A 24,152-nucleotide genomic window follows, 5' to 3' on the forward strand; every position below is an offset into this window, starting at 1 on the left:
ACCAGATACGACAAGCTGGACACCTCCTTCTTGGCCTTCGTTCACCTTGCCGCCATTGCAATTCTGTTGACTTAGAACAAGTCTCCTGATTTTTCAAACAAGCCCTAGGAATTATGAAGATCCCCGCAAATATGAGGACCAATTCATTCCAACATCGTTAATGACGAATTGTATTGGAAAACAACTGGAGCAGATAGAAAACATACAAGATTCTCTTTTAGAACAAAAGGACTTGAGCCGGTTTGCTTACTGGATTTTTAAATATGAGAAGTTGGTAAATCAACTGGAGTTTTTGGCTGAATACATTTAGGAATCCCGTTATGCTCAGCGAGCAAAAAGAATTTTCCGATGATTATCTTCTGGATCAAGATACATTTTTTGGGGAACTCAAAAAGCGTTCAAGATTTCCAAAAGTCAAAATCATATTGCTGTTTTTGATTCCCACGATTGCCCTTAGCGCTGTTTTCTGCACAGCTGTCTATTTTATTGGTTAAATATTAAAAAATACCACCGTCTATTTATCCGGAATAGACGGTGGTATTTTTTTGTGCGGTGCTAAACCGCTAACTTAATGACATTGGCTGCGGAGCAGCGGTCTTTTTTTCTGCTTATTCCTGAGGGGGAATCTCCTCGCTGTGCGGGGCGTCCTCGCCGCCCACCGGCTCCTCGGGAGGCACGTTGGTCTCCACATAGCTGGCGGCCTCATCGTCGCTGATGTTGCCCTCCTGCTTGAGCTCGGCAATGCGGTTCTTGTTCTCCTCAATGTTGATCTTGGCGGCGGTGATCCGCTCGCACAGGGCCACATAGGCGGGCTCGGCCGCCATGCCCCGCTCGGCGTAATACAGCTTGCCAATCTCAATATAGGCCTTGCGGATGGCGTCCTCCTCGCCGGCATTGTTCAGGCTCAGCTTGGTGATCTCCGCCAGCTGCTTGGACTTGGCCACGCCGGCCCGGCCCAGATCCATGGCCCGGTCCTTCAGTTCGTCAAAAAAAGCCATATGATAACCTCCTTACGGCTCGTCATTGGTTTTGCTGGGCTTATTGTACCCCGTTCCGCCCCGCCGCGCAAGAGCAGTCATGGAGATTTCATGCAAATTTAATCCTTTTTGTCCCCCTTCTTAAAGGCAAAGAACCGTTGTCCGAAATAATTCAGGCCGGTGTAAATACACATGCCCGCCAGCATGGCCACATTTTCCTGGATCTTCACGCTCTGACCGGAGAGGACCTGGAGCACCAGAGGCTTGGCAATGGCATAGGCCAGCACCCAGCACACCGCCACGGTGATGACAAATTTTACCACTTGCCACCAGCTGCGCTCCTTGTTCTGGAAGGTAAAGTACTTGTTGAGGAAAAAGCTCTCCACGCCGCCCACCAGGTAATTGGCGGCGGTGGAGGGCCAGTAGCCCCAGCCCGCCACATTGTACAGCAGGAACATGATCCCCGCGCCCACCAGGGTGTTCAGCACCCCTACCAGCAAAAACTTGGGGATACTCTGATCAATCAGCTTTGCCATCTCTGTCCTCCAGTACCTCCCGGAGCAGGAACCGGGGCCGCTCCTTGGTCTCCAGATAGATCTTGCCGATATACTCGCCGATGACCCCCAGGGAGAGCAGGATCAGGCCGCCGATGGCCCACACCGAGCAGATCAGGCTGGCCCAGCCCAGAATGGTCTCCCCCATGGCCCAGCGGACAATGGAGTAAATCAGCATGGCGATGCTGATGAGAAACACCACAAAGCCCAGGCCGGTGATCATGCGGATGGGCTTTACCGACAGGGAGGTGATGCCCTCCATGGCAAAGGAGAGCATCTTTTTGAGGGGATACTTGCTCTCGCCGGCAAACCGCTCCCCCCGCTCGTAGGACACCGCGGCGGTGCGGTAGCCGATCATGGGCACAATGCCCCGGAGGAAGAGGTTGACCTCCTTGAACTGAGCCAGCCCTTCCAGGGCCCGCTTGGACATGAGGCGGTAGTCGGCGTGGTTGAACACCGTCTCCGCCCCCATGGCGTTCATCAGCTTGTAAAATCCCTCGGCGGTAAACCGCTTGAAGAAGGTATCCTTCTTCCGGGAGGAGCGCACACCGTACACAATGTCGCACCCGGCGTAATACTGCTCCACCATGGCGTCCACCGCGTCAATGTCGTCCTGGAGGTCGGCGTCCATGGAGATGGCCATGTCGCACCGGTCCTTGGCGGTCATCAGCCCCGCCAGCAGGGCGTTCTGATGCCCCCGGTTGCGGGTCAGGTCCGCGCCGGAAAACAGGGGGCACTGTTCATGGAGCTGGGAAATGATCTCCCAGGTCTTGTCCTTGGAGCCGTCGTTGACAAAGAGCACCCGGCTCTCCGGGGCGATCTTCCCCGCCGCCATCAGCCCCTCCAGCTTCTCCTTCAGCCGGCGGGAGGTCTCGGGCAGAACCGCCTCCTCATTGTAGCAGGGGACAACGATATAAAGAATGTCCGCCATCGTGTCATGCCTTCTTTCTCATTGGTGTTTCCGGCGCGGATGCGCCGCTTGGCTCGTTCCGGTATCCCACAGGCCGGCCTGGGCCACCAGCACCAGCATGGGAATGAGGGAGTAATGATATCGGCCCGCCACCTCCACCAGCATCTGGGCTGAGGTCAGACCCAGCACATAGAGAGGGGCCAGCAGAGCCGCCGACCCAGCCCCCCGCCGCCACATCTGGACGGCGCCGGCCAGGGACAGCAGCACAATACCATAATAGAAGCTGTTGCAGACCTTGGAAAACAGCTCGGTGTGCCGTAAAACAGCAGAACTGTATCCCACACAGGTGTTGTCCGAACCCAAAAAGGTGCGGATTTTCTGCCGGAACAGCTCGATAAAGTCCACCTGGCCTGAGGTGATGCGGGCCTTGGCATCCTCCATGGCCGCCGCCTGGGCCTGCTGGGCCGTGGCGCCGGGCTGGTCGCTGTAGCCGAACAGGGTGTCGCTGTCTTGCTGATTCCACCGGCCGCCAGAGGCGGGATTGAAGCCCACCAGCACGCTGTAGCCGGGCGTAGTGGAGGGCGCCTCCCCGATCCGCCTGGCAATATGGGCGTTCCACAGAGGGCCGGTGACCAGATATACCACTGTCATCACCGCCAGGAAGGGGAGAAACAGCCGTCTCGTCCCCCCATCCTTCAGCTTGCCGCTCCGCAGCAGCAGCACCCACAGAAAGCTGGCGATAAGCAGAATGGCGGCAATGGGCCGCAGGCCGTTGATCCACCGCAGCAGCAGCCCCGCCGCCACCCCCCACAGCACCCCCCGCAGCACGGGGCGGGGGGTGCCGCTCCACCGGGTCAGGCAGGTGGCCAGCAGCAGAAACAGCAAAATCAGGGTGGTATACAACGGCTCAGACAGCACCAGGCTGTTGTACATAGTCTGAGAGGGACAGGCGATCCAGAACAGATAGGCGGAAATCCCGGCGGGCAGGCCCCACCAGCGCTCCCCCAGCAAAAACAGCAGGCTGCCGGAACACACCGACAGAATCACATTGAGGGTCTGGGCCAGCATTAGCAGCGGACCCAGCACCCGGATAAACCAGCTTAAAAAGGAGGCATACCCGAAAATATGGGGAAACAGGGCCACATACCGGCCGCCGTCAATGGTCTCCGACCGGGCCAGAGACTGGGCGTACCCCCAGAACACCGCGTAGTCTCCCGACACGGGCACCTGCACCAGCAGCACCCACGCTCCTTTGACTGCCAGACAGAGGACGGTCAGGACAATCCAGATCCGCACCCTGCCCAGCTCCGCCGTCAGCCGGCACAGCGGCCGCAGGAGCCACAGCGCGGCAGCCACCCACACCAGCCCCAGCAGGAATGCCTGAGTATAGGCTCTCTCCTGGGTGACGCCCAGCGCCAGCGCCGCGGCGCACACCACCAGAAAAATCGCCAGCATCGCCCTTCCCAGCCAGACAGAAAGGCTGTCCGCTCTCATGCATCGTACACTTCCTTTTATTCCCGCTCCCGCGGGAGCGTACACACATTCTTTTATAGCTTACCATGTTCTCCAGGTTGATTCAACCATCACTTTCTACAAAAGGGGGGGAGGGGGCGAGCCGCCGCTCGCCCCCTCCCTTCACTCCTCCAGCTTGCGGCGCAGCCGCTCCATGGTGCGCCGCTCAATGCGGGAGACCTGGACCTGACTGACCCCCAGCAGCCGGGCGGTCTGCTCCTGGGTCATGCCCCGGTAGTAGCGCAGCAGGATCACCCGCCGCTCCCGCTCAGGCAGGCTGCCGATGGCGGTACGGAGGGACTCCCGCTCCACGATGCCCTCCTCCATGCCGTCGGTACCCAGCACGCTCTCCAGCGTCAGGCCGTCCCCGGTCTCCATCTGGAGGGAGGCCACCGGCAGATTGGCCTCCTCGGCGGCGGCGATCTCCTCCGGCTCCAGGCCGGTCTCCGCCCCCAGCTCGGACAGGGTGGGCTCCCGGCCTAAATGGGCGGACAGCTTCTCCCGGGCCGCCCGGATGGTCCCCGCCCGCTCCTTCAGTCCCCGGCTCACCTTCACCGCCCCGTCGTCCCGGAGAAAACGCCGGATCTCCCCGGCAATCTTGGGCACGGCGTAGGTGGAAAACTGGCAGCCAAAGGCAGGGTCAAACCCCCGTACCGCCTTGAGAAACCCCAGGCAGCCCAGCTGATACAGGTCCTCCGGCTCCACCCCCCGGCCGTAGTAGCGTTTGACAATGGACCAGATCAGTCCGCCGTTTTCCTCAATAAGCCGGGTGCAGGCCTCGTTATCCCCCCGGCGGGCTTCCTTCAGCAGCTCCGGGGTGTCGGCTACCTTCACCCCGCGGCCCCCGCCCGGCGGGCGATCCGCCGGCGCATGGTCACCACGGTTCCCCTGCCGGGAACGGAGCGCACCTTCAGCTTGTCCATAAAGCTCTCCATGATGGTAAAGCCCATACCGCTGCGCTCGGCGCCGCCGGTGGTGTACATGGGCTGGCGGGCCTGGTCCACGTCCGGGATGCCCACTCCCCTGTCCTTCACCTGGACCTCCAGCGTATTGTCGGCAAACAGCCGCAGGCGCATGGTCACCAGACCCAGAGTGTCCGGGTAGGCGTGGACGATGCAGTTGGTCACCGCCTCGCTCACCGCCGTTCGGATGTCGTTCACCTCGTCCAGGGTGGGGTCCAGCTGGGCGGCAAAGCAAGCCGCGGTGGTGCGGGCAAAGCCCTCGTTGGCCGACCGGCTGAGAAAGCTCACCACGGCTTCGTTGATCGGTTTCATTATGTATCTTCCCCCTTATTCCAAATCCATCAGCTTGTCCACACCGGCCGCCCGCAGCACCTTGGCCGCCTGCTCCGGCACATGGACCACCCGCAGCGCGCCGCCCAGAGCGCTCACCCGTTGGCGGGCACGGAGCAGGATGGCAATGCCGGAGCTGTCCATGAAGCTGACCCCGCCCAGATCCAGCGTCACGCTCCGGGGCAGCTCCAGGTCCAGCTGCCGGTCCAGCTCCGCCAGAAGCTCCCTGGCTCTGTGGTGATCCACCTCTCCGTCAATGGCGGCATACAGGGTGCGGTGCTCCGCCCTGCAGTTCATGGCCATGGCTTGTCCCTCCTGTGCAAAAAAAATCGCGGTATACCAGATAATGGTATACCGCGATACTATCATATGCCTTCCGCCGATTCTGTCGAAGCAATCAACGCACCAGGGAAAAAGCGGTGAAAATCCACTGCTCTCCCACTTTTTCGTAGGGAAACTCATAGGTTACGCTCCCGGTCACCGCGCCGTTCTGCTCCGGGTCCACCACCTCTACCGTGGCCCGCACCACCAGGCGGTTTGGATTGTCTCCCCGCATGACCTGGGTGTATTCCGCACCCCGGTAGATATCGTCGCCCCGGCCTCCGTCCTGGACATAGAGCACGCCGTCGATGTCCAGATACTGCACCCCGTCATAGGGCAGCAGACTGTCCACAATGGCATCGGAAAAGAGGCTCTTCAGATAGCCCCGCAGCGTGGACAGGCTGTCAATTCCGGGGTAGTCCACCCGGTAATACACCACCCCGTCCACCTCCCGGCTGTCCTCCGGATCAAAGGGCATGGGGGCCAGATGGAACCAGGAATAGGCCTCCTGGGCCTCCCGGTAGGCCGCCAGCACCTCCTCGTCCGTGGGCCCGGAAACAGGCGTGGCCGTGGGCGTCGGAGTGGGCGTGGGAACCGGGTCAGGCGTGGGGGTGACAGCCTCCTCCGTCTCCCTGGGCGGCGGAGTGGGTCTGGGAGCAACTGTGGGGGCGGCGGAGGGCGTGGCGCTGGCCGTGGGCGTTGCGGTGGGCTGTGCGCTCACCTGGGCGCTGGGGCTATCCTCCGGCTGGACGGGCTCTTTGGCCTCTGTCTCCCCGCAGGAGCTGGTGCAGCCCGCCAGCAGCAGAAGCAGCGCCAGCAGCGGAATCCATTTCTTCATTCAGCCCATCCTCCTTTCCTGACCGTCACGCAGATTTTTTAGTATTTTACCGGATTTTTGACAAAAGTACAACCACTACCGTGTTACAAAGAGTGACAATATGGACACGAAAACGCCGCCATACACATTCGATGGCGGCGTTTCGCCGTTTTTCGCCTGTTTATCAGCCCAAGGTTTTGGCTGATTCTTCCAGCTTCACCAGCAGAGCCCGCAGCTTGTCCGCCCGCTCCCGCTCGGCTTCCACCACCTGGGCGGGGGCCTTGTTCACAAAGCCGGGGTTGTTCAGCTTGCTCTCCAGCTTGTCCAGCTCCTTGCGGTTCTTGTCCAGCTCCTTGGCAATGCGGGCCTTCTCCTTCTCCAGGTCCACCAGCTCAGCCAGGGGCAGATACAGCCGGGCGGCGTGGGTGGTGACGGTGACCATGCCCTGGGTATCCATCTCCCGGGTGGCCTCCACCACCTGCACGTCGCTGGCGTAAGCCAGCCGCTTCAGGAAGGGAATGCCCTGGTGGAACACCGCCTGCTCCAGGGTGGAGATGGTCAGCTGGGCCTTCTTGGAGGGGGGCACGTTCATCTCCGCCCTTCTGGCCCGGATGGCCCGGATGGCGTCCATGATCAGCTCCATGGCCTTCTCCTCCTCGGGAAAGTCCAGGTTGACATGGTGCTCCGGCCACTGCTGGAGCATGAGATAATCCCCCTCATGGGGCAGAGCCTGCCAGATTTCCTCGGTAATAAAGGGCATGAAGGGGTGCAGCAGCTTGAGAATCTGGGTGAGCACGTAGCACAGCACCTGCTGGGCCCGCACCTTGGAGTCCTCGTCCTCCCCCTGGAGGCGGGTCTTGGTCAGCTCGATATACCAGTCGCAGTAGGAGTCCCAGATGAAGTCGTACACCTTCTGGGCCGCCACGCCCAGCTCGTACCGCTCCATGTTCTCGGTGATCTCAGGGATGACGCTGTTCAGCTTGGACAGGATCCACTTGTCCTCCAGCTCCAGCTTGTCCGGCAGCTCACACTTGTCAATGGTCAGGTTCATCATCAGGAAGCGGCTGGCATTCCAGATCTTGTTGGCAAAGTTGCGCATGGCCTCGCACCGCTCGGTGTAGAAGCGCATATCGTTTCCGGGGGAGTTGCCAGTGACCAGGTTGAACCGCAGGGCGTCGGCGCCGTACTGGTTGGCCATCTCCAGCGGATCAATGCCGTTGCCCAGGCTCTTGGACATCTTTCTGCCCTTGTCGTCCCGCACCAGGCCGTGGATGAACACGGTGTGGAAGGGGGGCTTGCCGGTGTGCTCGCAGCCGGAGAAAATCATCCGGGCCACCCAGAAGAAGATGATGTCATAGCCGGTGACCAGCACGTCGGTGGGGTAGAAATACTTGTAGTCCTCGGTCTCCTCCGGCCAGCCCAGGGTAGAGAAGGGCCACAGAGCGGAGGAGAACCAGGTATCCAGCACGTCCTCCTCCTGCTTGATGTGCTTGGAGTGGCAGTGCTCGCACTCGGTGGGGTCGGTCTCGGACACGGTGATATGGCCGCACTCCTGACAGGTCCAGGCGGGAATCTGATGGCCCCACCACAGCTGGCGGGAGATACACCAGTCATGGACGTTCTCCATCCAGTTGGTGTAGATCTTGGAGAACCGGTCGGGGACAAACTTGACCTCCCCCTCGTTCACCACCCGCAGGGCCTCCTCGGCCAGAGGGCCCATCTTCACGAACCACTGGGCGGAGATCAGGGGCTCCACGTCGTTGTGGCAGCGGTAGCAGGTGCCCACGTTGTGCTGGTGGGGCTCCACCTTCACCAGGTAACCCTGCTCCTCCAGGTCGGCCACGATGGCCTTCCGGGCCTCGTAGCGGTCCATGCCGGAGTAGCGGCCGTAGCCCTCCACCACCTTGCCGTTGTCGTCCAGCACCCGGATGGTCTCCAGGTTCTGCCGCAGACCCACCTCAAAGTCGTTGGGGTCGTGGGCGGGGGTCATCTTCACGCAGCCGGTGCCGAACTCCATGTCCACATAGTCGTCGGCCACAATGGGCATCTCCCGGCCTACCAGGGGCAGAATGCACTTCTTGCCCACAATATCCTTGTACCGCTCGTCGTTGGGATTGACGGCCACGCCGGTGTCGCCCAGCATGGTCTCCGGCCGGGTGGTGGCCACGATGACATACCGGCCCTCCTCCCCCTGGATGGGGTAGCGGATGTGCCAGAAGTTGCCCGGCTTGTCCTGATACTCCACCTCGGCGTCGCTGAGGGCGGTGACGCAGTTGGGACACCAGTTGATGATGCGGGAGCCCTTATAGATCAAGCCCTTCTTGTACAGGGAGACAAACACGTGGCGGACAGCCTTGCTGAGGCCCTCGTCCATGGTGAACCGGGAGCGGGACCAGTCGCAGGAGGAGCCCAGTTTCATCTGCTGCTCCACAATGCGGTTGCCGTACTTGTGCTTCCAGTCCCACACCCGCTCCAGGAATTTCTCCCGGCCCAGGTCGTAACGGGACAGGCCCTCCTTGGTGCGCAGCTCCTCCTCCACCTTGATCTGGGTGGCGATGCCGGCATGGTCGGTGCCGGGCACCCACAGAGCGGCGTAGCCCTGCATCCGCTTGAACCGGGTCAGGATGTCCTGAAGGGTGCAGTCCATGGCGTGGCCCATGTGGAGCTGGCCGGTGACATTGGGGGGCGGCATCACAATGGTAAAGGGCTTTTTGTCGGGGTCACGGCGGCCCTCAAAGCAGCCGTTGTGCTCCCACATCTCATAGATCCGGCCCTCCACCTCCTGGGGTTCATAGACCTTGGGCAGTTCTTTTTTCATCTGACACACTCCTTTTCGGGGCAAAACAAAACGGTCCGCCCCAAGCCTTTGCTCAGGGCGAACCGGTAAAGTCCGCGGTACCACCTGAATTTCCCTTGCGGGACACTCATTGCCTCTGTAACGGGAGGATTCCGCCGCCTCTTACTCGCATTCGGAAGCGGGACTCCGGGACGACCTTCCCCCCACCGCCGGAGAGCCTTGCACCAGACCGGCTCCTCTCTGTACCTTCCGCGGGGGTACTCCTTCCCATCTGCGTCTTTTTCAGAACGTTATTATATCCGCTTTTTCACGTTCTGTCAAGGATACCCCATTTTTTCTCTCTTAACGTTCAAAACCCTCCAGAACGGCCTCCACAGCCTCCAGGGCCTGGTCCGGCTCGATCCCGCTGCTGGCCTCCACCTGGTACCACACGCCGCTGAGGGCAAAGTCGGCCCGCACCATCCGGCTGCCCCGTGGATCGTCGGAAGGCAGCTCCACAGTGGTCACCAGGGCCTCCAGACCGCTGGCTGCGGTATACCCCTGGGTGGTAAACTCGGTACCTTCGGGGAACAGGGCGCTGATGGACAGCTCGTCATCAGGCCGGTACATCCGCTCGGTATAGGCCATCATCCTCACCTTCACCCGCAGGCCGGGCGTTTGGCGGCTGCGATAGCTGGCCTGACACTCCAGCAGCGTGGGGCCCGCCTGATCGCTGCTCAACTGGCTCCGGAAACCGGAGGGAATCAGCCCATCCAGATACTCATTTTCCGGCAAGTCCAGGGCGAAGTACTCCTCCGCCTCGCTCCAGCTGTGTACATCCACCGCCACCGTGGAGGCGTGGTGGGCTTTGGCCGTGTCCAAAACCTCCTGGGGCAAATCCTCCAGCGCGGTGAAGGTCACCCCGCCCCAGAGGGTATAGCCGTCGTAGACGCACTCTTCCCCATGCTCAAGGCGCAGGCCTTCAAAAAACTCCACCAGTCGGAACCCGCCTGTCAGGCCGGCCGCCCACACCGTACCCAGCAGCGCCGCGCACAGGCAGGCCGCCGCCAGCGCCAGCCGCCCCAGCCTGAGGGGCCGTCTCCGGCGGGGACAGTCCGCCGCCTCCACCAGGGCCGGGTCCACATACCCCAATGCCTCCTGAAGCCGCTCCTGCTGCGTCATCAATATCCCTCCTGTTTCAAATAGATTTCCAGCCGCTTTCTGGTCCGGAAGAGCACGCTCTTGGTCCGGGACAGGCCCCAGCCCATATAGGCGGCCACCTCCTCCAGGCTTTCGGCATACCAGTACCGCCGCAAAAAGGCCGTGCGCACCTCCGGCTTCTGCAGAAAGAGAAAGCGGGAGAGGGTCTCCCCCAGTTCCCTGGCCTCCAGCTGCCTGTGGGGGGTGTCCCCCTCCGCCAGACAGGCGGCCAGCTCCAGGGCGCTCTCCTCCACCGTGGGCGGCCGGCGGCCGTTGGCCCTGCCGATGGCCAGCGCCCGGTGGCGGACCACAGCTCCCAGCCAGCCCTTGAAGTGCTCCGGGCAGGCGGGCGGGATGGCGTTCCACACCGCCATGGCGCAGTCGCTGAGACACTCCTCCACATCCCGCTCATCTGTCAGCAGGCGGCGGGCGATGGTCCCGCAGTAGGCGCCGTATTTAGCCCTGGTCTCCTCTACCGCCCGGGGATCCCTGGCCTGATAGAGCCGGATGAGCTCCTGGTCTGTCATGGCTTCTCCCTCCCTGCTTTTGAAAGGCCCTTCTGCCTATATAGAGTGACAAAACCGGCGGCAGGTCGCAGGTGGCCCCAAACTTTTTTGAAAAAACACAATGCGGGACGGCTCACCGGCCGTCCCGCATCTCATTTTCATTGTTCTCTTTTTACCGCAGCTGGGCGTCGCAGTAGGCGCAGCAGTCCACACTGCCGTTCTGCTTCACCAGAGGGGGCAGATAGTGCTCGGTCTGGGTGATGCAGTTGGGGTTGGAGCACACGGGGGTGGTGCCGATCTCCACGGGCTCGGCCTTTTTCCGGTCCTGGTTGGCCAGGTCGGTGAGCAGCGCCATCCGGGCGAACATGCCGTACCGGGCCTGGTCAAAGTACACCGCCCGGGGGTCGTCGTCCACGTCGATGGCGATCTCGTCCACACGGGGCAGGGGATGCATCACCAGCAGGTCCTTCCGGGCCCGGTCCAGCTTCCGCCGGTTGAGGACATACACGCCCTTGCACCGCTCATACTCCAGCGGGTCCACAAACCGCTCCCGCTGGATGCGGGTCATGTAGAGCACGTCCAGCTGAGGCATGACGGTCTCCAGGCCGGTGACCTCCACAAACCACAGCCCGTTTTCCTTCATAAAGGCCCGGATATACTCGGGCACCGCCAGCTCCCGGGGGGCGATCAGGTAAAACTTCACCCCGTTGAACTTGGCCAGGGCCTTGATGAGGGAATGGACAGTACGGCCGTTTTTCAGATCGCCGCACAGGCCCACCGAGAGCCCGTCCACCCCGCCCTGCAGCCGGGTAATGGTGGTCAGGTCGGCGGTGGTCTGGGTGGGGTGCATGTGGCCGCCGTCGCCGGCGTTGATCACCGGCACGTCGGAATAGAGCGAGGCGGCCTTGGCGGCGCCCTCCTTGGGATTGCGCATCACCACCACGTCGGCGTAGCCGGACACCATCTTGATGGTGTCCTTCAGGGTCTCACCCTTGGCGGTGGAGGTGGACTTGGGATCGGCAAACCCGAACACCGTGCCGCCTACCCGCAGCATGGCGGTCTGAAAGGAAAAATTGGTGCGGGTGGAGGGCTCATAAAACAAACTGGCCATCACCCGCCCCCGGCAGGCGTCCATAAAATCGGCGGGGTGGTCCATAATCTCACTGCACCGCTGGTACAGGGACTCCCACTCCGCCCTCGTCAGGTCTCCAAAGTCGATCAGATGCCGCATGACGCTTCATTACCCCTTTTGAATTTTTTCTATCGTATCATATTTCACCACCTTCCGGCAAGAGCAGAATGGACAAAATTCCACGCTTTTTCCCGCCGGCCCTTGTGGGCCGCATGGACTGGCCCGCCTGCTAAAAACTGCATGGCATGATTTTTCTCTCTCCGCTCATGCTAAGGCCACAAAAAAGGGGGGGGGACGAAGGTTGGCCTGGTTCTGGTATTTTTTGTTTTACAGCTTTCTGGGGTTTCTGGTGGAGGTGGTATATGTGCGCCTTCGGAGGGAGCCCAAGCGGGACCGGAAGTGCCGCCTGCTCCTGCCGGTCTGTCCGGTGTACGGGCTGGGGGCCCTGGCCATCCTGCTGCTGCCGGAGACGGTGCGGCAGCAGCCGCTGCTGCTCTTTCCCGCCGCCGCGCTGGCCTGTACCGGGGTGGAGTACGGCGCGGGGCTGTTTTATCAGCGGGTATTCCGGGTATCCTTCTGGGACTACTCCCACCTGCCCATGAATTTAGGCGGCCGGGTGTGTCCCCTGTTCAGCCTGTTCTGGGGTGGGCTGGCGGTGGTGACCTTGTGGGTGATCCACCCCTGGGTCACTCTGCTGGTCAGCGCCATTCCCCCCTGGGCGCTGCCCCCCGTCCTGCTGCTGTGGGGGGCGGACACCCTGCTCACCGCCCTGGTGCTGCGGCGGACCGGGGACACCAACGCGCTGCGCTGGTATCTTCCCCCCGCCCGCCGCAGGACCGCCTGATGGGCACCGGGGCGGGAGAGAAACATCCTCCCGCCCCGGAATTGTCATGCCCGCCGCAGCTCGTTCAGGGTCTCGTCAATCTTCTTCTGGGGTACATAGGCCTGGGCCACCGACAAAATCTGCTCCAATGTAATGGTCCGGGCGGCCCCCATCAGGGGGTGCTTCACCACCATGGGAAACCGCCGCTGGAGCACCGCCCGGGTATTGGGGTGATCCATCAGCTCCCCCACCGTGATTTTGTTGTGCTTCAAATCCATTGTGCTCACCTCCTCCCTATCCTATGCCGGCCACGCCCAGATTTGACTTGCCAGCCCCAAGCTCCGGGGCTATAATGGAGGCAGTATAACTATTTTTTCAGATTTCTTTAAGGAGTGTGAAGGTCTCTGTGATTCAATCTTATCAGGACAAGGCCCCCGTCTGCACCCCCTCCGCCCGGGTGGCAGACAACGCCACGCTGGTGGGAGATGTCTCCCTGGGCGCGGAAGTCAGCGTGTGGTTCGGCGCGGTGCTCCGGGGGGATGAAGCCGCCATCCGGGTGGGAGATGGCTCCAATATTCAGGACAACGCCGTGGTCCACTGCGACAGGTCCTTCCCGGTCTTGGTCGGCAAGGACGTCACCGTGGGGCACGCCGCCATTCTCCACGGCTGCACCGTTGAGGACCGCTGCCTCATCGGCATGGGAGCGATCCTGCTCAACGGCTGCGTCATCGGCTCGGGCAGTCTGGTGGCGGCGGGCGCTCTGATCACCCAGGACACCGTGATTCCGCCAGGCAGCCTGGTGGTGGGTTCTCCCGCCAGGGTCGTCCGCCCCCTCCGCAGGGAGGAGTCTGAGAGCATTCTGGAGTCGGCCGCAGAGTACCGCCGGGTTGCCGCCCTGCAGCTGCCGGCGGCTGCCGCCCGGTAAAGGAGGTACCTGTGAAGCAACGTGAAAGCCGGGCCGACCGGCGCAGGCAGTTCCGGGATCAGGTCCGGAGAAATCCCGGACTGGCCGCCGTCTACTTTATCCTGCGGCTGCTGGTGGTCCTCATGCTGATCGCCCAGGTGTTTAACGGCAACTTTGAAAACGTCTTTCTGTGCGTCCTCACCCTGTTTCTCTTTACCCTGCCCAGCTTTCTGGAGCGGAAGATCCGCATCGACATCCCCAACACGCTGGAGATTATCATTCTCCTGTTCATCTTCGCCGCGGAGATCCTGGGGGAGATTCGGGCCTACTACGTCACCTTCCCCTACTGGGATACCATGCTCCACACCCTGAACGGGTTCCTGTGCGCCGCCATCGGTTTCTCCCTGCTGGACATTCTCAACCGCAACGAGCGGCTTACCTTCAGCCTCTCCCCCGTCTATCTGGCCGTGGTGGCCTTCTGCTTCTCCATGACCATCGGCGTGCTGTGGGAGTTTTTCGAGTGTACCATGGACCAGCTCTTCCTGCTGGACATGCAGAAGGATACCATCGTCCACTCCATCGGCTCGGTCATGCTGGACCCCACCGGCGGCAACACCCCGGTGGCCATCCACGACATCACCGACGTCATTGTGGTCACCGCCGACGGCACCCAGCATCCGCTTGGGCTGGGGGGCTATCTGGACATCGGCATTCTGGACACCATGAAGGATCTGTTCGTCAACTTCATCGGCGCGGTGGTCTTTTCCTTTATCGGCTATTTTTACGTAAAAAACCGGGGCAAAGGCTCCTTTGCCCGGCGTTTCATCCCCAAAGCCCTGCCCCATGAGCCGGAGCGGGCCGGCAAAAAAGATGGTGAATAATTCGCCCCCTTCCCCGCCATACTAATGGCGTACCACGGAAGTAAGGAGGAATTATTCCATGAATCAGACCCCTAACAACAGCATCAAGTGCTCCGTGTCCAGCTGCGCCCACCACTGCCAGGGCCAGAACTACTGCACCCTGAACGAGATCAAGGTGGGCTGCTGCGAGCCCAACGCCACCAAGTGCGCCTCCACCGAGTGCGCCTCCTTCCAGCTGGGCCAGCACTAAGCCTCCGGGCAAAAAATCAGGACCTGCAAGCCAAAACTTGCAGGTCCTGATTTTTTCTTGTTTACTCCTTGGGCTGGGCGGGGGCCTCAGCCTTGGCCTCCTCAGCCGCAGGCTTGGCGGCGGGAGCCGCCTTGGGCGCCGCGGGCTTCACCTCAGGCACCTTGCCGTCCACGGTGATCAGCTTGCGGGGGCACTTCTGGGCGCAGATGCCGCAGCCGATGCACTTCTCGTAGTCGATGACAGCCAGGTTGTTGACCATGGTGATGGCTTCCTTGGGGCAGTTCTTGGCGCACAGGGAGCAGCCGATACAGCCGTTGTCGCACACCTTCCGGGCGTCCACACCCTTGTCGTGGGAGGAGCAGGGAATGGTGACGTGACGCTTGGTCTTGTAGGGCTCCAGGGCGATGATGTGCCGGGGGCACACGTCCACGCACTTGCTGCAGGCCTTGCACTTGTCCTCGTCCACCTTGGCCACGCCGTCGATGACATGGATGGCGTCAAAGGGACAGGCCTTCTCACAGGAGCCCAGGCCCAGGCAGCCGTAGGAGCAGCCCAGGTCGCCGCCGCCGGGGAGCTTGGAGGCGGCCACACAGTCGTGGAGGCCCACATAGTTGTACTGCTTGTAGTTCTGGCCGCAGCCGGTGCAGTGCACCTGAGCGATCTGCTTCACAGTGGCGCCGACAGCCACGCCCATGATCTCACCGATCTGCGCGGCCACCGCCTCGCCGCCGGCGGCGCAGGCATTGACGGGAGCGGTGCCCTTCACCACGGCGGCGGCATAGCCGGAGCAGCCGGGGAAGCCGCAGCCGCCGCAGTTGGCGCCGGGCAGGCAGCCCAGGATGGCCTCCTCACGGGGGTCCACCTCCACGGCGAACACCTTGGCGGCGATGGCCAGCACCAGACCGAAGATGGCGCCCAGCACAGCCAGGACCACCACAGCAAAAATAACAGTATTCATTCTCTTCCGCCTCCCTTAACCAAAGACCTTCAGGCCGGAGAAGCCCATGAAGGCCAGAGCCACCAGGCCGGCGGACATCAGGGCGATGGGGAAGCCCTCAAAGGCCTTGGGGCACTCGGAGAACTCCATCCGCTCCCGGATGCTGGCGAAGATCACGATGACCAGCAGGAAGCCGATACCGCCGGTGACGCCGTACACCACGCTCTCAATGAAGTTGTAGCTGTTCTGGGTGTTCTGGAGCACCACGCCCAGCACGGCGCAGTTGGTGGTGATCAGGGGCAGGTACACGCCCAGAGCCTCATACAGAGAGGGCATGGCCTTCTTCAGGAACATTTCGATGAACTGCACCAGAGAGGCAATAACCAGGATATAGGTCACGGTCTGCATGAAGGTGAGCTTCAGGGGTACCAGGATCAGGGCGTTGATGGGCCAGCAGATGGCGGAGGCCAGACCCATGACGAAGATAACCGCCAGGCCCATGCCGGAAGCAGTCTCAATCTTCTTGGACACGCCCATGAAGGGGCAGATACCCAGGAACTGGGATACGATAAAGTTATTGACCAGGACGGCGCCCAGTGCAATGGTAAAAAGATCCTTCCATTCCATTACTTGGCCACCTCCTCAGTCTTTTTCTCGTCCTTCTTGGGCTTGTTCAGGATGTACTGCATGGCGGCGATGACGCAGGCCAGGGTCAGGAATCCGCCCACGGGGAGGATCATGCCCAGAGCGGGGATACCCTCGGGAATGATGCGGATGCCCTCGCCGCCGTTGAGGATGCCGCCGCCGAAGGTGCCGTTGCCCAGCAGCTCACGGACCACACACATGATGACCAGCACCATGGTGTAGCCCAGGCCCTGGAAAATACCGTCCAGAGCGGAGGCAGCAGGACCGTTCTTGTAGGCAAAGGCCTCGGCCCGGCCCAGGATGATACAGTTCACCACGATCAGGGGGATGAACAGGCCCAGGCTGGAGGACAGGTCCGGCAGGAAGGCCTGCAGGCACAGGTCAACGATGGTCACGAAGCCGGCGATAACCACGATAAAACAGGCGATACGGATATTGTTGGGGATGATCTTGCGCAGAAGGGCAATGATGATGTTGGCCAGAGTCAGGATGACCAGCACGGACACGCCCATGCCCAGGCCGTTGAACAGGGTGGTGGTAATGGCCATCACCGAGCACATGCCCAGCAGCTGGACGGTAACGGGGTTCTGGAAGAACAGGCCGTCACGCAGTTGATTCTTTACATTCATCTTCGCTTACCTCCTTAGCCCATGCTGGCCGCGGCGGCGATGGCGCTGGTAACGGCCTCGGACACGCCGCGGGAGGTGATGGTGGAGCCAGTGATGGCGTTGATCTCGCCGCCGTCCTTGGTCACCTTGACCTCGCCGGTCTTACCCACAAACTGGTCGGCAAAGGCGGGCTTGCTGGCATTGGAACCCAGGCCGGAGGTCTCACCGCTGCTGGTGATGGAGATGCCGGTGCAGGCGCCGTCGGCGCCCACGCCCACCATTACGGTCAGGTTGCCGCTGAAAGAGGTGGCAGGCTTGACCTGCACCACATAGCCGGCCTCCCCGGCGTCATAGACGTTGAGCACGGTGGGGTCGCCGCCGGTGTACTGGTCGGTGACCTCGGTATAGCTGTCGGCAGGGAGCACGTCGGACATAGCCTTCTCCTGCTTCAGCCGGGCGTTCTCATCAATAAAGGGCTTGGTCACATAGTTGGTCAGGCCCAGCAACAGGGCCGTCACCGCACAGATGGCAAACAGCACGATGACCAGAGTGGCCATCCCAGGCTCTTTCTTCTTGGTTGCAGTTTCGCTCATGGTTTAGCCCTCCTTCCCGGCTTTTTTGGCGGCCTTGGCGGCAGCCTTCATTTCCTTGGTCACGCCGTAGCGGTTGGGCTTACCCACCTTGTCAATGAGCCACACGCAGCAGTTCATGATCAGGATGGAGTAGCTCACGCCCTCGGGGTAGCCGCCGAAGTAGCGGATGAACACGGTCAGCAGACCGCAGCCGATGCCGAAGATGACCTCGCCCTTCTTGGTGACGGGGCTAGTGACATAGTCGGTGGCCATGAAGAAGGCGCCCAGGAACAGGCCGCCGGTGAACAGCTGATAGGCCATCCAGGTCAGCCGGTCGTTGCCGCCCATGGGGAACAGGAAGGTGAGCACCGCCACGGTGGCGATGTAGGCCACGGGGATGCGGGCCCGGATCACGCCCCGGGCGATGAGGTACAGACCGCCCGCCAGCAGAGCCAGGGCGGAAATCTCACCGATACAGCCGCCCACGTTGCCCACAAAGGCGTCCAGCAGAGACACGTCGGGCAGCAGGCCGCCCTGCATAAAGTCGGCGGAGAGGGGGGTGGCGCCGGTGACCACGTCGGCCCCGGTCATGGTAACCGAGCCGGAGAGCAGGCCGGCCCACTTGTCGGTGCCGATGCCGGGCACCACCCAGGTGGTCATGGCCACAGGGTAGCACAGCATCAGGAAGGCACGGCCGGCCAGGGCGGGGTTCATGAAGTTCTGGCCCAGGCCGCCGAAGAGCTGCTTGACCACCACGATGGCGAAGAAGTCGCCGATGATCAGCATCCAGTAGGGCAGGGTGGGGGCGCACACAAAGGCCAGCAGCACGCCGGTGACGGCGGCGGACAGGTCCTTGTTGGCCATGGACTTGTGCATCAGCTTGCGATAGCCCCACTCAAAGAACTCGCAGGCCAGCACGGAGATGATGGTGGCCACCAGAGCACGGGGGCCGAAGAACACCACGCCGAACACCAGGGCGGGCACCAGGGCGATGAGCACATCCCGCATCAGGTTCTGGGTGTCGATGGGAGAGGCCACGTGGGGGGACGAAGCCACCGTCAGATTCAGCTTTTTCACGTCGTTCATGCTTTGGCCGCCTCCTTCGCCGCTTTCTCTTTGGCCGCCAGATTCCGCAGCTCACCCTTGGTCACCCGGAAGGACTGGACCAGATGGATGCGGGCGGGGCAGATGTAGTTGCAGGAACCGCACTCGATGCAGTCCATGACATTGAGGGCTTCCGCCTCTTTCCACATGCCCTTCTCGGCGTACAGGTGCATGTACACGGGGGTCAGGTGCATGGGGCAGACGTTGACGCAGCGGCCGCAGCGCAGGCAGACCTCCTCCTCCACCACGGGAGCGGCCTCCCGCTTGGTGAGGCAGAGCACCGCGTTGGTGCCCTTGATGCACGTCACATCCAGGTTGTACTGGGCAATACCCATCATGGGGCCGCCGGTGAGGACACGGTCGGGGTCCTCCTTGAAGCCCTTGGCCTCGTCGATGAGGTACTGGAAGGAGGTGCCCAGGGGTACCAGCAGGTTCTTGGGCTCCTGAATGGCGTCGCCGGTAACGGTAAGTACACGGTGGGTCACAGGCTTTCCGGACACCACGGCGTCATACACCGCGGCGGCGGTGCCCACGTTGAACACCGCGCAGCCCACATGGGCGGGCAGGCCTCCGGGCGGCACCTCCCGGCCGGTGATGCGCTGGATGAGCTGCTTCTCAGCGCCCTGGGGATAGCGGGTGCGCAGGGACTCCACAATCACGTCCCCCTTACCGCCCACCAGGCTCTTCAGGTGCTCGATGGCGTCCTCCTTGTTGGCCTCCACGCCGATAACGGCGCTCTTCAGGCCAAAGGCCTGTATCAGGATCCGGGCGCCGCCGATGACCCGCTCGCCCTGCTCCAGCATGAGCCGGTGGTCAGCGGTGATGTAGGGCTCACACTCGGCGCCGTTGAGGATGATGGTGTCCACCTTGCCGATACCGGAGCTGATCTTGGCATGGGTGGGGAATCCGGCGCCGCCCATACCGGTGATGCCGGCCTCCTTGACGATGTTGACGATCTCGTCGGTGCTCAGCTTGGTGTAGTCGTCGTGGGGCTGGAGCTCGCTCCCCCAGGTATCCTGGAAGTCGTTCTCGATCACCACCGACATCATCTTGCCGCCGCCCACGTAGGGACGGGGCTCGATGGCCTTCACCTCGCCGGAAACCGAGGCGTGGATGGGAGCGCCCAGACCGGCCACTTCGCCGATCTTCTGGCCCACCTTGACGTGGTCACCCACCGCCACAATGGGCTTGCAGGGAGCGCCGATATGCATCGCCATGGCGATGACCACCTGCTTGGGAGGCGCGCTCAGCGGCGCAATCTCCTTGTGGCGTGCCAACTCCTTCCGGTCATGGGGGTGCACGCCGCCATAAAAGCTTTGCTTCATAGGTCCACCTCGCAAATCTGGCCCACACACGGGTCATTTTTCTGAGTTGTTTGACCGGTATTTCAAACAGAATAATCATATCGCAATCGCTTGAAATTGTCTAGATAAATCTAACATTTTTCTGACTTTTTTCGCTGAACTGCTCAGTTTTGTTTCTTTTCCACTCTTCCCGCCTCAAAAACCGGGACTCTTTTCCAGCAGACTGCCCAGTTTAAATTTTGATGGATCGGCAGATTTTCAAGGCTTCCAGAGCACTTTACTTGTTTAAAATGTAGAAGTTCAAAAATCCCGCCTTACCGCATTGACAAACCGGGTGGGGACGCTTATCATATTTTGTAAATCTATCTTTCGTAAGATTACGAAGGCAAAAGGCGATGACCGGGAGAGTACGGGCGGCGCGCAAGCGCAGAGAGGGAGCGGCTGGTGTAAGCTCCCGTGAGGCCGCTTTGGAAGGTCACCCGGGAGCAGTTCCGCTGAAAGCACAGGTAGGCGGGGACGGTCACCCTCCGTTATCGGGGCAAGAGTGCGCGGGTTTGCCCCGCGAAGTTAGGTGGTACCACGGAGTGTCATGGCGGCTTCGTCCTATGGGACGAGGCCGCCATGTTTTTTATTCCAGTCAAAGGAGGTCATCCAACCCATGAGAATGAAAACAGCCCAGATCCTGATGGAATGCCTGCTGGAGCAGGGGGTGGACACGGTATTCGGCTACCCCGGCGGCACCATATTAAATGTATACGACGAGTTTGAGCTGCACGGCTATAAGGACAAGATCCGCCACATCCTCACCGCCCATGAGCAGGGCGCTTCCCACGCCGCCGACGGCTACGCCCGGGCCACCGGCAAGGTGGGGGTGTGCTTCGCCACCTCCGGCCCCGGCGCCACCAACCTGACCACCGGCATCGCCACCGCCTACTACGACTCCTCCCCCGTGGTGTTCATCACCTGCAACGTCAGTGAGAACCTCATCGGCAAGGACTCCTTCCAGGAGGTGGACATCACCGGCATCACCATGCCCATCACCAAGTGCAACTACCTGGTGAAGGACCCCAACCAACTGGCCGACGTGCTCCGGGAGGCCTTTGCCATCGCCCGGTCCGGCCGGCCCGGCCCGGTGCTGGTGGACATCGCCAAGAACGTCACCGCCGCTGAGGCGGAATATGAGCGCCTGCCCCTGTCCGAGCACGCCAACCACGGCCGCCTGGGGGCCATGCTCCGCCGGGCCAGCCACGAGCTGAAGGCCCCCGAGCCCGACGCCGGGGACATCCAGACCCTGCTGGACATGATCGAGGAGGCCCGCCGGCCTCTGGTGCTGGTGGGCGGCGGCGTGATCCGCTCCCGGGGCGCGGTGCCTGAGTTCCGCAAATTCATTGAGACCCTCAACGCTCCGGTGGCCTCCACCATCATGGGCGGCGGCGCCTGCCCGGGCAACCACCGGCTGTTCACCGGCATGATCGGCATGCACGGCTCCCACGCCTCCAACCACGCCAGCGACCAGTGCGACCTGCTTATCGCCGTCGGCTGCCGATTCTCCGACCGGGTGGCCACCGATCCCGCCACCTTCGCCCCCAACGCCAAGATTGTCCATATCGACATCGACCGGGCGGAGATCGACAAGAACGTGGTCACCGACCACCACATCATCGGCGACGCCCGCCGGGTGCTGGAGCTGCTCAACGCCAAGCTGCCCGCCCACGACTACCCCGAGTGGAAGCAGTGGGTGTTCTCCCAGAAGGAGGTCCCCCTGAAGAAGGACGAGATCCTCCACCCCCACGAGATCCTGGAGACCATCCAGGCCGTCACCGACGGGGACGCCATCATCGCCACCGACGTGGGCCAGCATCAGATGTGGTGCGCCCAGTACTACCACTTCTCCCGCCCCGGCCAGTTCATCACCTCCGGCGGCTTCGGCACCATGGGCTTCGGCCTGGGGGCCGCCATGGGGGCCAGCGTGGGCAACCCGGGCAAGGTGGTGGTCCAGTGCACCGGCGACGGCTGCTTCCGCATGAACTGCCATGAGCTGTGTACCGCCGAGCACTACAACATCCCGGTGATCACCGTGATCTTCAACAACCGCACCCTGGGCATGGTCCGCCAGTGGCAGAACCTGATCTACAACAAGCGCTTCTCCCAGACCGATCTGGACCGGGGCCCCGACTTTGTCAAGCTGGCGGAGGCCTACGGCATCCAGGGAGAGCGGGCCGCCACCCAGCCGGAGTTTGAGGCCGCCTTCCGCCGGGCGGTGGCCGCCGGCAAGCCCTATGTGATCGAGTGCGCTATCGACAAGGACGCCATGGTCCACCCCATGGTCTCCGCCGGCACCCCGGTCACCGACTTCATTTTGGATTAAAGGAGGGCGTGGAACATGAATGAACCCAATGCCATCCGCCGTACCCTCTCGGTGCTGGTGGAAAACTCCGCCGGCGTGCTGAGCCAGGTGTCCCGGCTGTTCTCCCGGAAGGGGTATAACATTGAGTCCCTGGCGGTGGGCACCACCGACGACCCCACCGTGTCCCGTATCACCATCGAGGTGATGGCCGACGCCCCCATGATCGAGCAGATCATGAACCAGCTGCGCAAGCAGTTCCCCGTCTACTCCGTGCAGGAGCTGCTGCCCGAGCGGTCCATCCGCCGGGAGCTGGTCATGTTCAAGGTGAAGGCCGAAACCCACGATATCCGCAACGAGGTCATCCAGATTGCCAACATCTTCCGGGCCTCCATCATCGACGTATCCCTCAAATCCCTCACCCTGGCCCTCATCGGCGACGAGACCAAGGCCGAGGCCATGCAGAAGCTGCTGGAGACCTTCGGCATCCTGGAGCTGGTGCGCACCGGCATGGTGGCCCTGGAGCGCGGCGCCTACACCATCAGCGATGAGAACAAGGAGCAGGCCGAGTTCAACCTGGGCAAGAACTTCCTGTAAGCGCCCCTTGGAAAACTTTTTGAGATTGTATCATGCGTATCATTCTTTTTCTCCCCGCTGTGCTATCATCGGGGACAAAGATCCACAGCATATCATAAAGGAGTGCAAAGTGTATGGCTAAGATGTATTACGAGAAGGACTGCGACCTGTCCTACCTGAACGGCAAGAAGATCGCCATTATCGGCTACGGCTCCCAGGGCCACGCCCACGCTCTCAACCTGAAGGACTCCGGCTGCGACGTCTGCGTGGGCCTGCGTCAGGGCTCCAAGCGCTGGGCCGAGGCCGAGAAGGCCGGCCTGCAGGTCAAGACCGTGTCTGACGCCGCCCAGTGGGGCGATATCGTGATGCTCCTCATCAACGACGAGGTCCAGGCCGAGGTATACAAGAAGGACATCGCCCCCTACATGACCGAGGGCAAGGCCCTGGCCTTCGCCCACGGCTTCAATATCCGCTATCAGCAGATCGTTCCCCCCGCCGGCGTGGATGTGTTCATGGCCGCTCCCAAGGGTCCCGGCCACACCGTCCGCTCCACCTATGTCAACGGCAAGGGCGTGCCCTGCCTGGTGGCCGTGGAGCAGAACGCCACCGGCAACGCCTACAAGATCGCCCTGGCCTACATCGCCGGCATCGGCGGCGCCCGGGCCGGCGTGATGGAGACCACCTTCCACGACGAGACCGAGACCGACCTGTTCGGCGAGCAGGCCGTGCTGTGCGGCGGCGTGGTGGACCTGATGCGCTGCGGCTTTGAGACCCTGGTGGAGGCCGGTTACGAGCCCGAGAACGCCTACTTCGAGTGCATCCACGAGATGAAGCTGATCATCGACCTGATCAACAAGGGCGGCGTGGCGGCCATGAACTACTCCATCTCCGATACCGCTGAGTTCGGCGAGTATGTCTCCGGCCCCCGTGTGCTCCCCTACGAGGAGACCAAGAAGAACATGAAGGCCGTGCTGGCCGACATCCAGGACGGCACCTTCGCCGGCAAGTGGATCGCCGAGAACAAGAACGGCCGCACCTTCTTCAACTCCAAGCGTGCCCAGCTCAAGAAGCACCAGATGGAGATCGTGGGCGAGGAGCTGCGCCGCAACATGATCTGGGGCGGCGACCAGGACCTGGATACCGCCTCCAACTAAAGAACAGACCGCAGACAGGGCTCCGGAATCCTCCGGAGCCCTGCTTTTATGGAACTTTTCCCATGCGGTTTCGT

Annotated in this window: 27 protein-coding genes and 2 other annotated features; of the genes, 8 read left to right on the plus strand and 19 right to left on the minus strand. The window is 61.9% G+C overall.

From position 1 onward, the window contains the following. The first annotated feature begins 320 nt into the window (after positions 1 to 320). Complete coding sequence (locus B5F88_RS20640) at positions 321 to 494, plus strand: hypothetical protein (RefSeq protein ID WP_162612141.1); 174 nt, start codon at positions 321 to 323, stop codon at positions 492 to 494. 114 nt (positions 495 to 608) lie between these two features. On the opposite strand, the gene B5F88_RS07760 is transcribed toward B5F88_RS20640, so the two are convergent. The 12 genes from B5F88_RS07760 to pyrB all read right to left on the minus strand — a co-directional run bounded on the left by B5F88_RS07760 (position 609) and on the right by pyrB (position 12,096). After that, positions 609 to 998, minus strand: coding sequence for a serine proteinase (locus tag B5F88_RS07760; protein WP_087343900.1), 390 nt, complete (start codon positions 996 to 998; stop codon positions 609 to 611). Between the two features lie 98 nt (positions 999 to 1,096). Beyond that, positions 1,097 to 1,513 (minus strand): GtrA family protein, encoded by a 417-nt coding sequence (locus B5F88_RS07765; protein ID WP_087343903.1) that lies wholly within the window; start codon positions 1,511 to 1,513, stop codon positions 1,097 to 1,099. Continuing rightward, entirely contained in the window at positions 1,497 to 2,462 is a 966-nt protein-coding gene (locus tag B5F88_RS07770) for a glycosyltransferase family 2 protein (RefSeq protein ID WP_087343906.1), read from the minus strand. The genes B5F88_RS07765 and B5F88_RS07770 overlap by 17 nt, the downstream gene beginning before the upstream one ends. A gap of 18 nt (positions 2,463 to 2,480) precedes the next feature. Continuing rightward, the gene (locus B5F88_RS07775) at positions 2,481 to 3,935 is read right to left on the minus strand and encodes a hypothetical protein (protein ID WP_087343909.1); all 1,455 of its coding nucleotides are present in this window, start codon (positions 3,933 to 3,935) and stop codon (positions 2,481 to 2,483) included. A gap of 141 nt (positions 3,936 to 4,076) precedes the next feature. Further along, positions 4,077 to 4,787, minus strand: coding sequence for a sigma-70 family RNA polymerase sigma factor (locus B5F88_RS07780; protein ID WP_087343911.1), 711 nt, complete (start codon positions 4,785 to 4,787; stop codon positions 4,077 to 4,079). After that, positions 4,784 to 5,227: an anti-sigma F factor gene (gene spoIIAB, locus B5F88_RS07785; protein WP_087343914.1), complete on the minus strand. Its 444-nt coding sequence runs from the start codon at positions 5,225 to 5,227 to the stop codon at positions 4,784 to 4,786. The genes B5F88_RS07780 and spoIIAB overlap by 4 nt, the downstream gene beginning before the upstream one ends. A 15-nt stretch (positions 5,228 to 5,242) precedes the next feature. Continuing rightward, positions 5,243 to 5,548: an STAS domain-containing protein gene (locus tag B5F88_RS07790; RefSeq protein ID WP_087343917.1), complete on the minus strand. Its 306-nt coding sequence runs from the start codon at positions 5,546 to 5,548 to the stop codon at positions 5,243 to 5,245. A gap of 94 nt (positions 5,549 to 5,642) precedes the next feature. Continuing rightward, positions 5,643 to 6,404 (minus strand): hypothetical protein, encoded by a 762-nt coding sequence (locus tag B5F88_RS07795; RefSeq protein WP_087343920.1) that lies wholly within the window; start codon positions 6,402 to 6,404, stop codon positions 5,643 to 5,645. Positions 6,405 to 6,567: 163 nt separating this feature from the next. After that, entirely contained in the window at positions 6,568 to 9,201 is a 2,634-nt protein-coding gene (locus B5F88_RS07800) for a valine--tRNA ligase (RefSeq protein WP_087343923.1), read from the minus strand. Between the two features lie 50 nt (positions 9,202 to 9,251). Beyond that, positions 9,252 to 9,463: a binding site (T-box leader), on the minus strand. Positions 9,464 to 9,522: 59 nt separating this feature from the next. Beyond that, positions 9,523 to 10,341: a hypothetical protein gene (locus B5F88_RS07805; RefSeq protein WP_087343926.1), complete on the minus strand. Its 819-nt coding sequence runs from the start codon at positions 10,339 to 10,341 to the stop codon at positions 9,523 to 9,525. Beyond that, on the minus strand, positions 10,341 to 10,886 hold the full coding sequence (locus B5F88_RS07810; protein WP_087343929.1) for an RNA polymerase sigma factor: 546 nt from the start codon (positions 10,884 to 10,886) through the stop codon (positions 10,341 to 10,343). The genes B5F88_RS07805 and B5F88_RS07810 overlap by 1 nt, the downstream gene beginning before the upstream one ends. Before the next feature lie 151 nt (positions 10,887 to 11,037). After that, the gene (pyrB, locus tag B5F88_RS07815) at positions 11,038 to 12,096 is read right to left on the minus strand and encodes an aspartate carbamoyltransferase (protein ID WP_087343932.1); all 1,059 of its coding nucleotides are present in this window, start codon (positions 12,094 to 12,096) and stop codon (positions 11,038 to 11,040) included. Positions 12,097 to 12,298: 202 nt separating this feature from the next. Between pyrB and B5F88_RS07820 the strand changes: the two genes are divergently transcribed. After that, a complete protein-coding gene (locus tag B5F88_RS07820; RefSeq protein WP_087343934.1) occupies positions 12,299 to 12,841 on the plus strand; it encodes a putative ABC transporter permease in 543 nt (180 codons plus the stop codon). A 44-nt stretch (positions 12,842 to 12,885) separates the two neighbouring features. Here the strand turns inward: B5F88_RS07820 and B5F88_RS07825 are convergent, their stop codons facing one another. Then, positions 12,886 to 13,098, minus strand: a complete 213-nt coding sequence (locus B5F88_RS07825) for a hypothetical protein (protein WP_087343937.1) — start codon at positions 13,096 to 13,098, stop codon at positions 12,886 to 12,888. A 128-nt stretch (positions 13,099 to 13,226) separates the two neighbouring features. Between B5F88_RS07825 and B5F88_RS07830 the strand changes: the two genes are divergently transcribed. The 3 genes from B5F88_RS07830 (at position 13,227) to B5F88_RS07840 (ending at position 14,834) form a co-directional block, all read left to right on the plus strand. Continuing rightward, on the plus strand, positions 13,227 to 13,745 hold the full coding sequence (locus B5F88_RS07830) for a gamma carbonic anhydrase family protein (protein ID WP_087343939.1): 519 nt from the start codon (positions 13,227 to 13,229) through the stop codon (positions 13,743 to 13,745). 80 nt (positions 13,746 to 13,825) lie between these two features. Next, positions 13,826 to 14,605 carry a hypothetical protein gene (locus tag B5F88_RS07835; RefSeq protein WP_343286460.1) on the plus strand — a complete coding sequence of 260 codons (780 nt, stop codon included), beginning with the start codon at positions 13,826 to 13,828 and terminating at the stop codon, positions 14,603 to 14,605. A gap of 58 nt (positions 14,606 to 14,663) precedes the next feature. After that, on the plus strand, positions 14,664 to 14,834 hold the full coding sequence (locus B5F88_RS07840) for a DUF1540 domain-containing protein (RefSeq protein WP_087343945.1): 171 nt from the start codon (positions 14,664 to 14,666) through the stop codon (positions 14,832 to 14,834). A gap of 61 nt (positions 14,835 to 14,895) precedes the next feature. On the opposite strand, the gene rnfB is transcribed toward B5F88_RS07840, so the two are convergent. The 6 genes from rnfB to rsxC are packed head-to-tail and all read right to left on the minus strand — an operon-like array spanning position 14,896 to position 20,025. Continuing rightward, positions 14,896 to 15,792, minus strand: a complete 897-nt coding sequence (gene rnfB / locus B5F88_RS07845; protein WP_087343948.1) for an RnfABCDGE type electron transport complex subunit B — start codon at positions 15,790 to 15,792, stop codon at positions 14,896 to 14,898. A 15-nt stretch (positions 15,793 to 15,807) separates the two neighbouring features. Beyond that, a complete protein-coding gene (gene rsxA / locus B5F88_RS07850) occupies positions 15,808 to 16,398 on the minus strand; it encodes an electron transport complex subunit RsxA (RefSeq protein ID WP_087343951.1) in 591 nt (196 codons plus the stop codon). Beyond that, positions 16,398 to 17,045, minus strand: coding sequence for an electron transport complex subunit E (locus tag B5F88_RS07855; RefSeq protein WP_087343956.1), 648 nt, complete (start codon positions 17,043 to 17,045; stop codon positions 16,398 to 16,400). The genes rsxA and B5F88_RS07855 overlap by 1 nt, the downstream gene beginning before the upstream one ends. Positions 17,046 to 17,059: 14 nt before the next feature. Then, positions 17,060 to 17,617 carry an FMN-binding protein gene (locus B5F88_RS07860; RefSeq protein ID WP_087343960.1) on the minus strand — a complete coding sequence of 186 codons (558 nt, stop codon included), beginning with the start codon at positions 17,615 to 17,617 and terminating at the stop codon, positions 17,060 to 17,062. Between the two features lie 3 nt (positions 17,618 to 17,620). Next, positions 17,621 to 18,682, minus strand: a complete 1,062-nt coding sequence (locus tag B5F88_RS07865; RefSeq protein ID WP_087343963.1) for an RnfABCDGE type electron transport complex subunit D — start codon at positions 18,680 to 18,682, stop codon at positions 17,621 to 17,623. Beyond that, positions 18,679 to 20,025, minus strand: coding sequence for an electron transport complex subunit RsxC (gene rsxC / locus B5F88_RS07870; RefSeq protein WP_087343967.1), 1,347 nt, complete (start codon positions 20,023 to 20,025; stop codon positions 18,679 to 18,681). The genes B5F88_RS07865 and rsxC overlap by 4 nt, the downstream gene beginning before the upstream one ends. Positions 20,026 to 20,390: 365 nt before the next feature. After that, positions 20,391 to 20,613: a binding site (T-box leader), on the plus strand. Positions 20,614 to 20,662: 49 nt separating this feature from the next. Between rsxC and ilvB the strand changes: the two genes are divergently transcribed. The 3 genes from ilvB (at position 20,663) to ilvC (ending at position 24,078) form a co-directional block, all read left to right on the plus strand. After that, positions 20,663 to 22,372 (plus strand): biosynthetic-type acetolactate synthase large subunit, encoded by a 1,710-nt coding sequence (ilvB, locus tag B5F88_RS07875; protein ID WP_087343970.1) that lies wholly within the window; start codon positions 20,663 to 20,665, stop codon positions 22,370 to 22,372. 15 nt (positions 22,373 to 22,387) lie between these two features. Continuing rightward, positions 22,388 to 22,945, plus strand: a complete 558-nt coding sequence (gene ilvN / locus B5F88_RS07880; RefSeq protein WP_087343973.1) for an acetolactate synthase small subunit — start codon at positions 22,388 to 22,390, stop codon at positions 22,943 to 22,945. A 113-nt stretch (positions 22,946 to 23,058) separates the two neighbouring features. Further along, positions 23,059 to 24,078, plus strand: a complete 1,020-nt coding sequence (gene ilvC, locus B5F88_RS07885; protein WP_087343976.1) for a ketol-acid reductoisomerase — start codon at positions 23,059 to 23,061, stop codon at positions 24,076 to 24,078. Positions 24,079 to 24,152 lie beyond the last annotated feature (74 nt).

Origin of the sequence: Flavonifractor sp. An306 (genome assembly GCF_002159455.1) — a bacterium.
Classification (GTDB): Bacteria; Bacillota; Clostridia; order Oscillospirales; family Oscillospiraceae; genus Flavonifractor.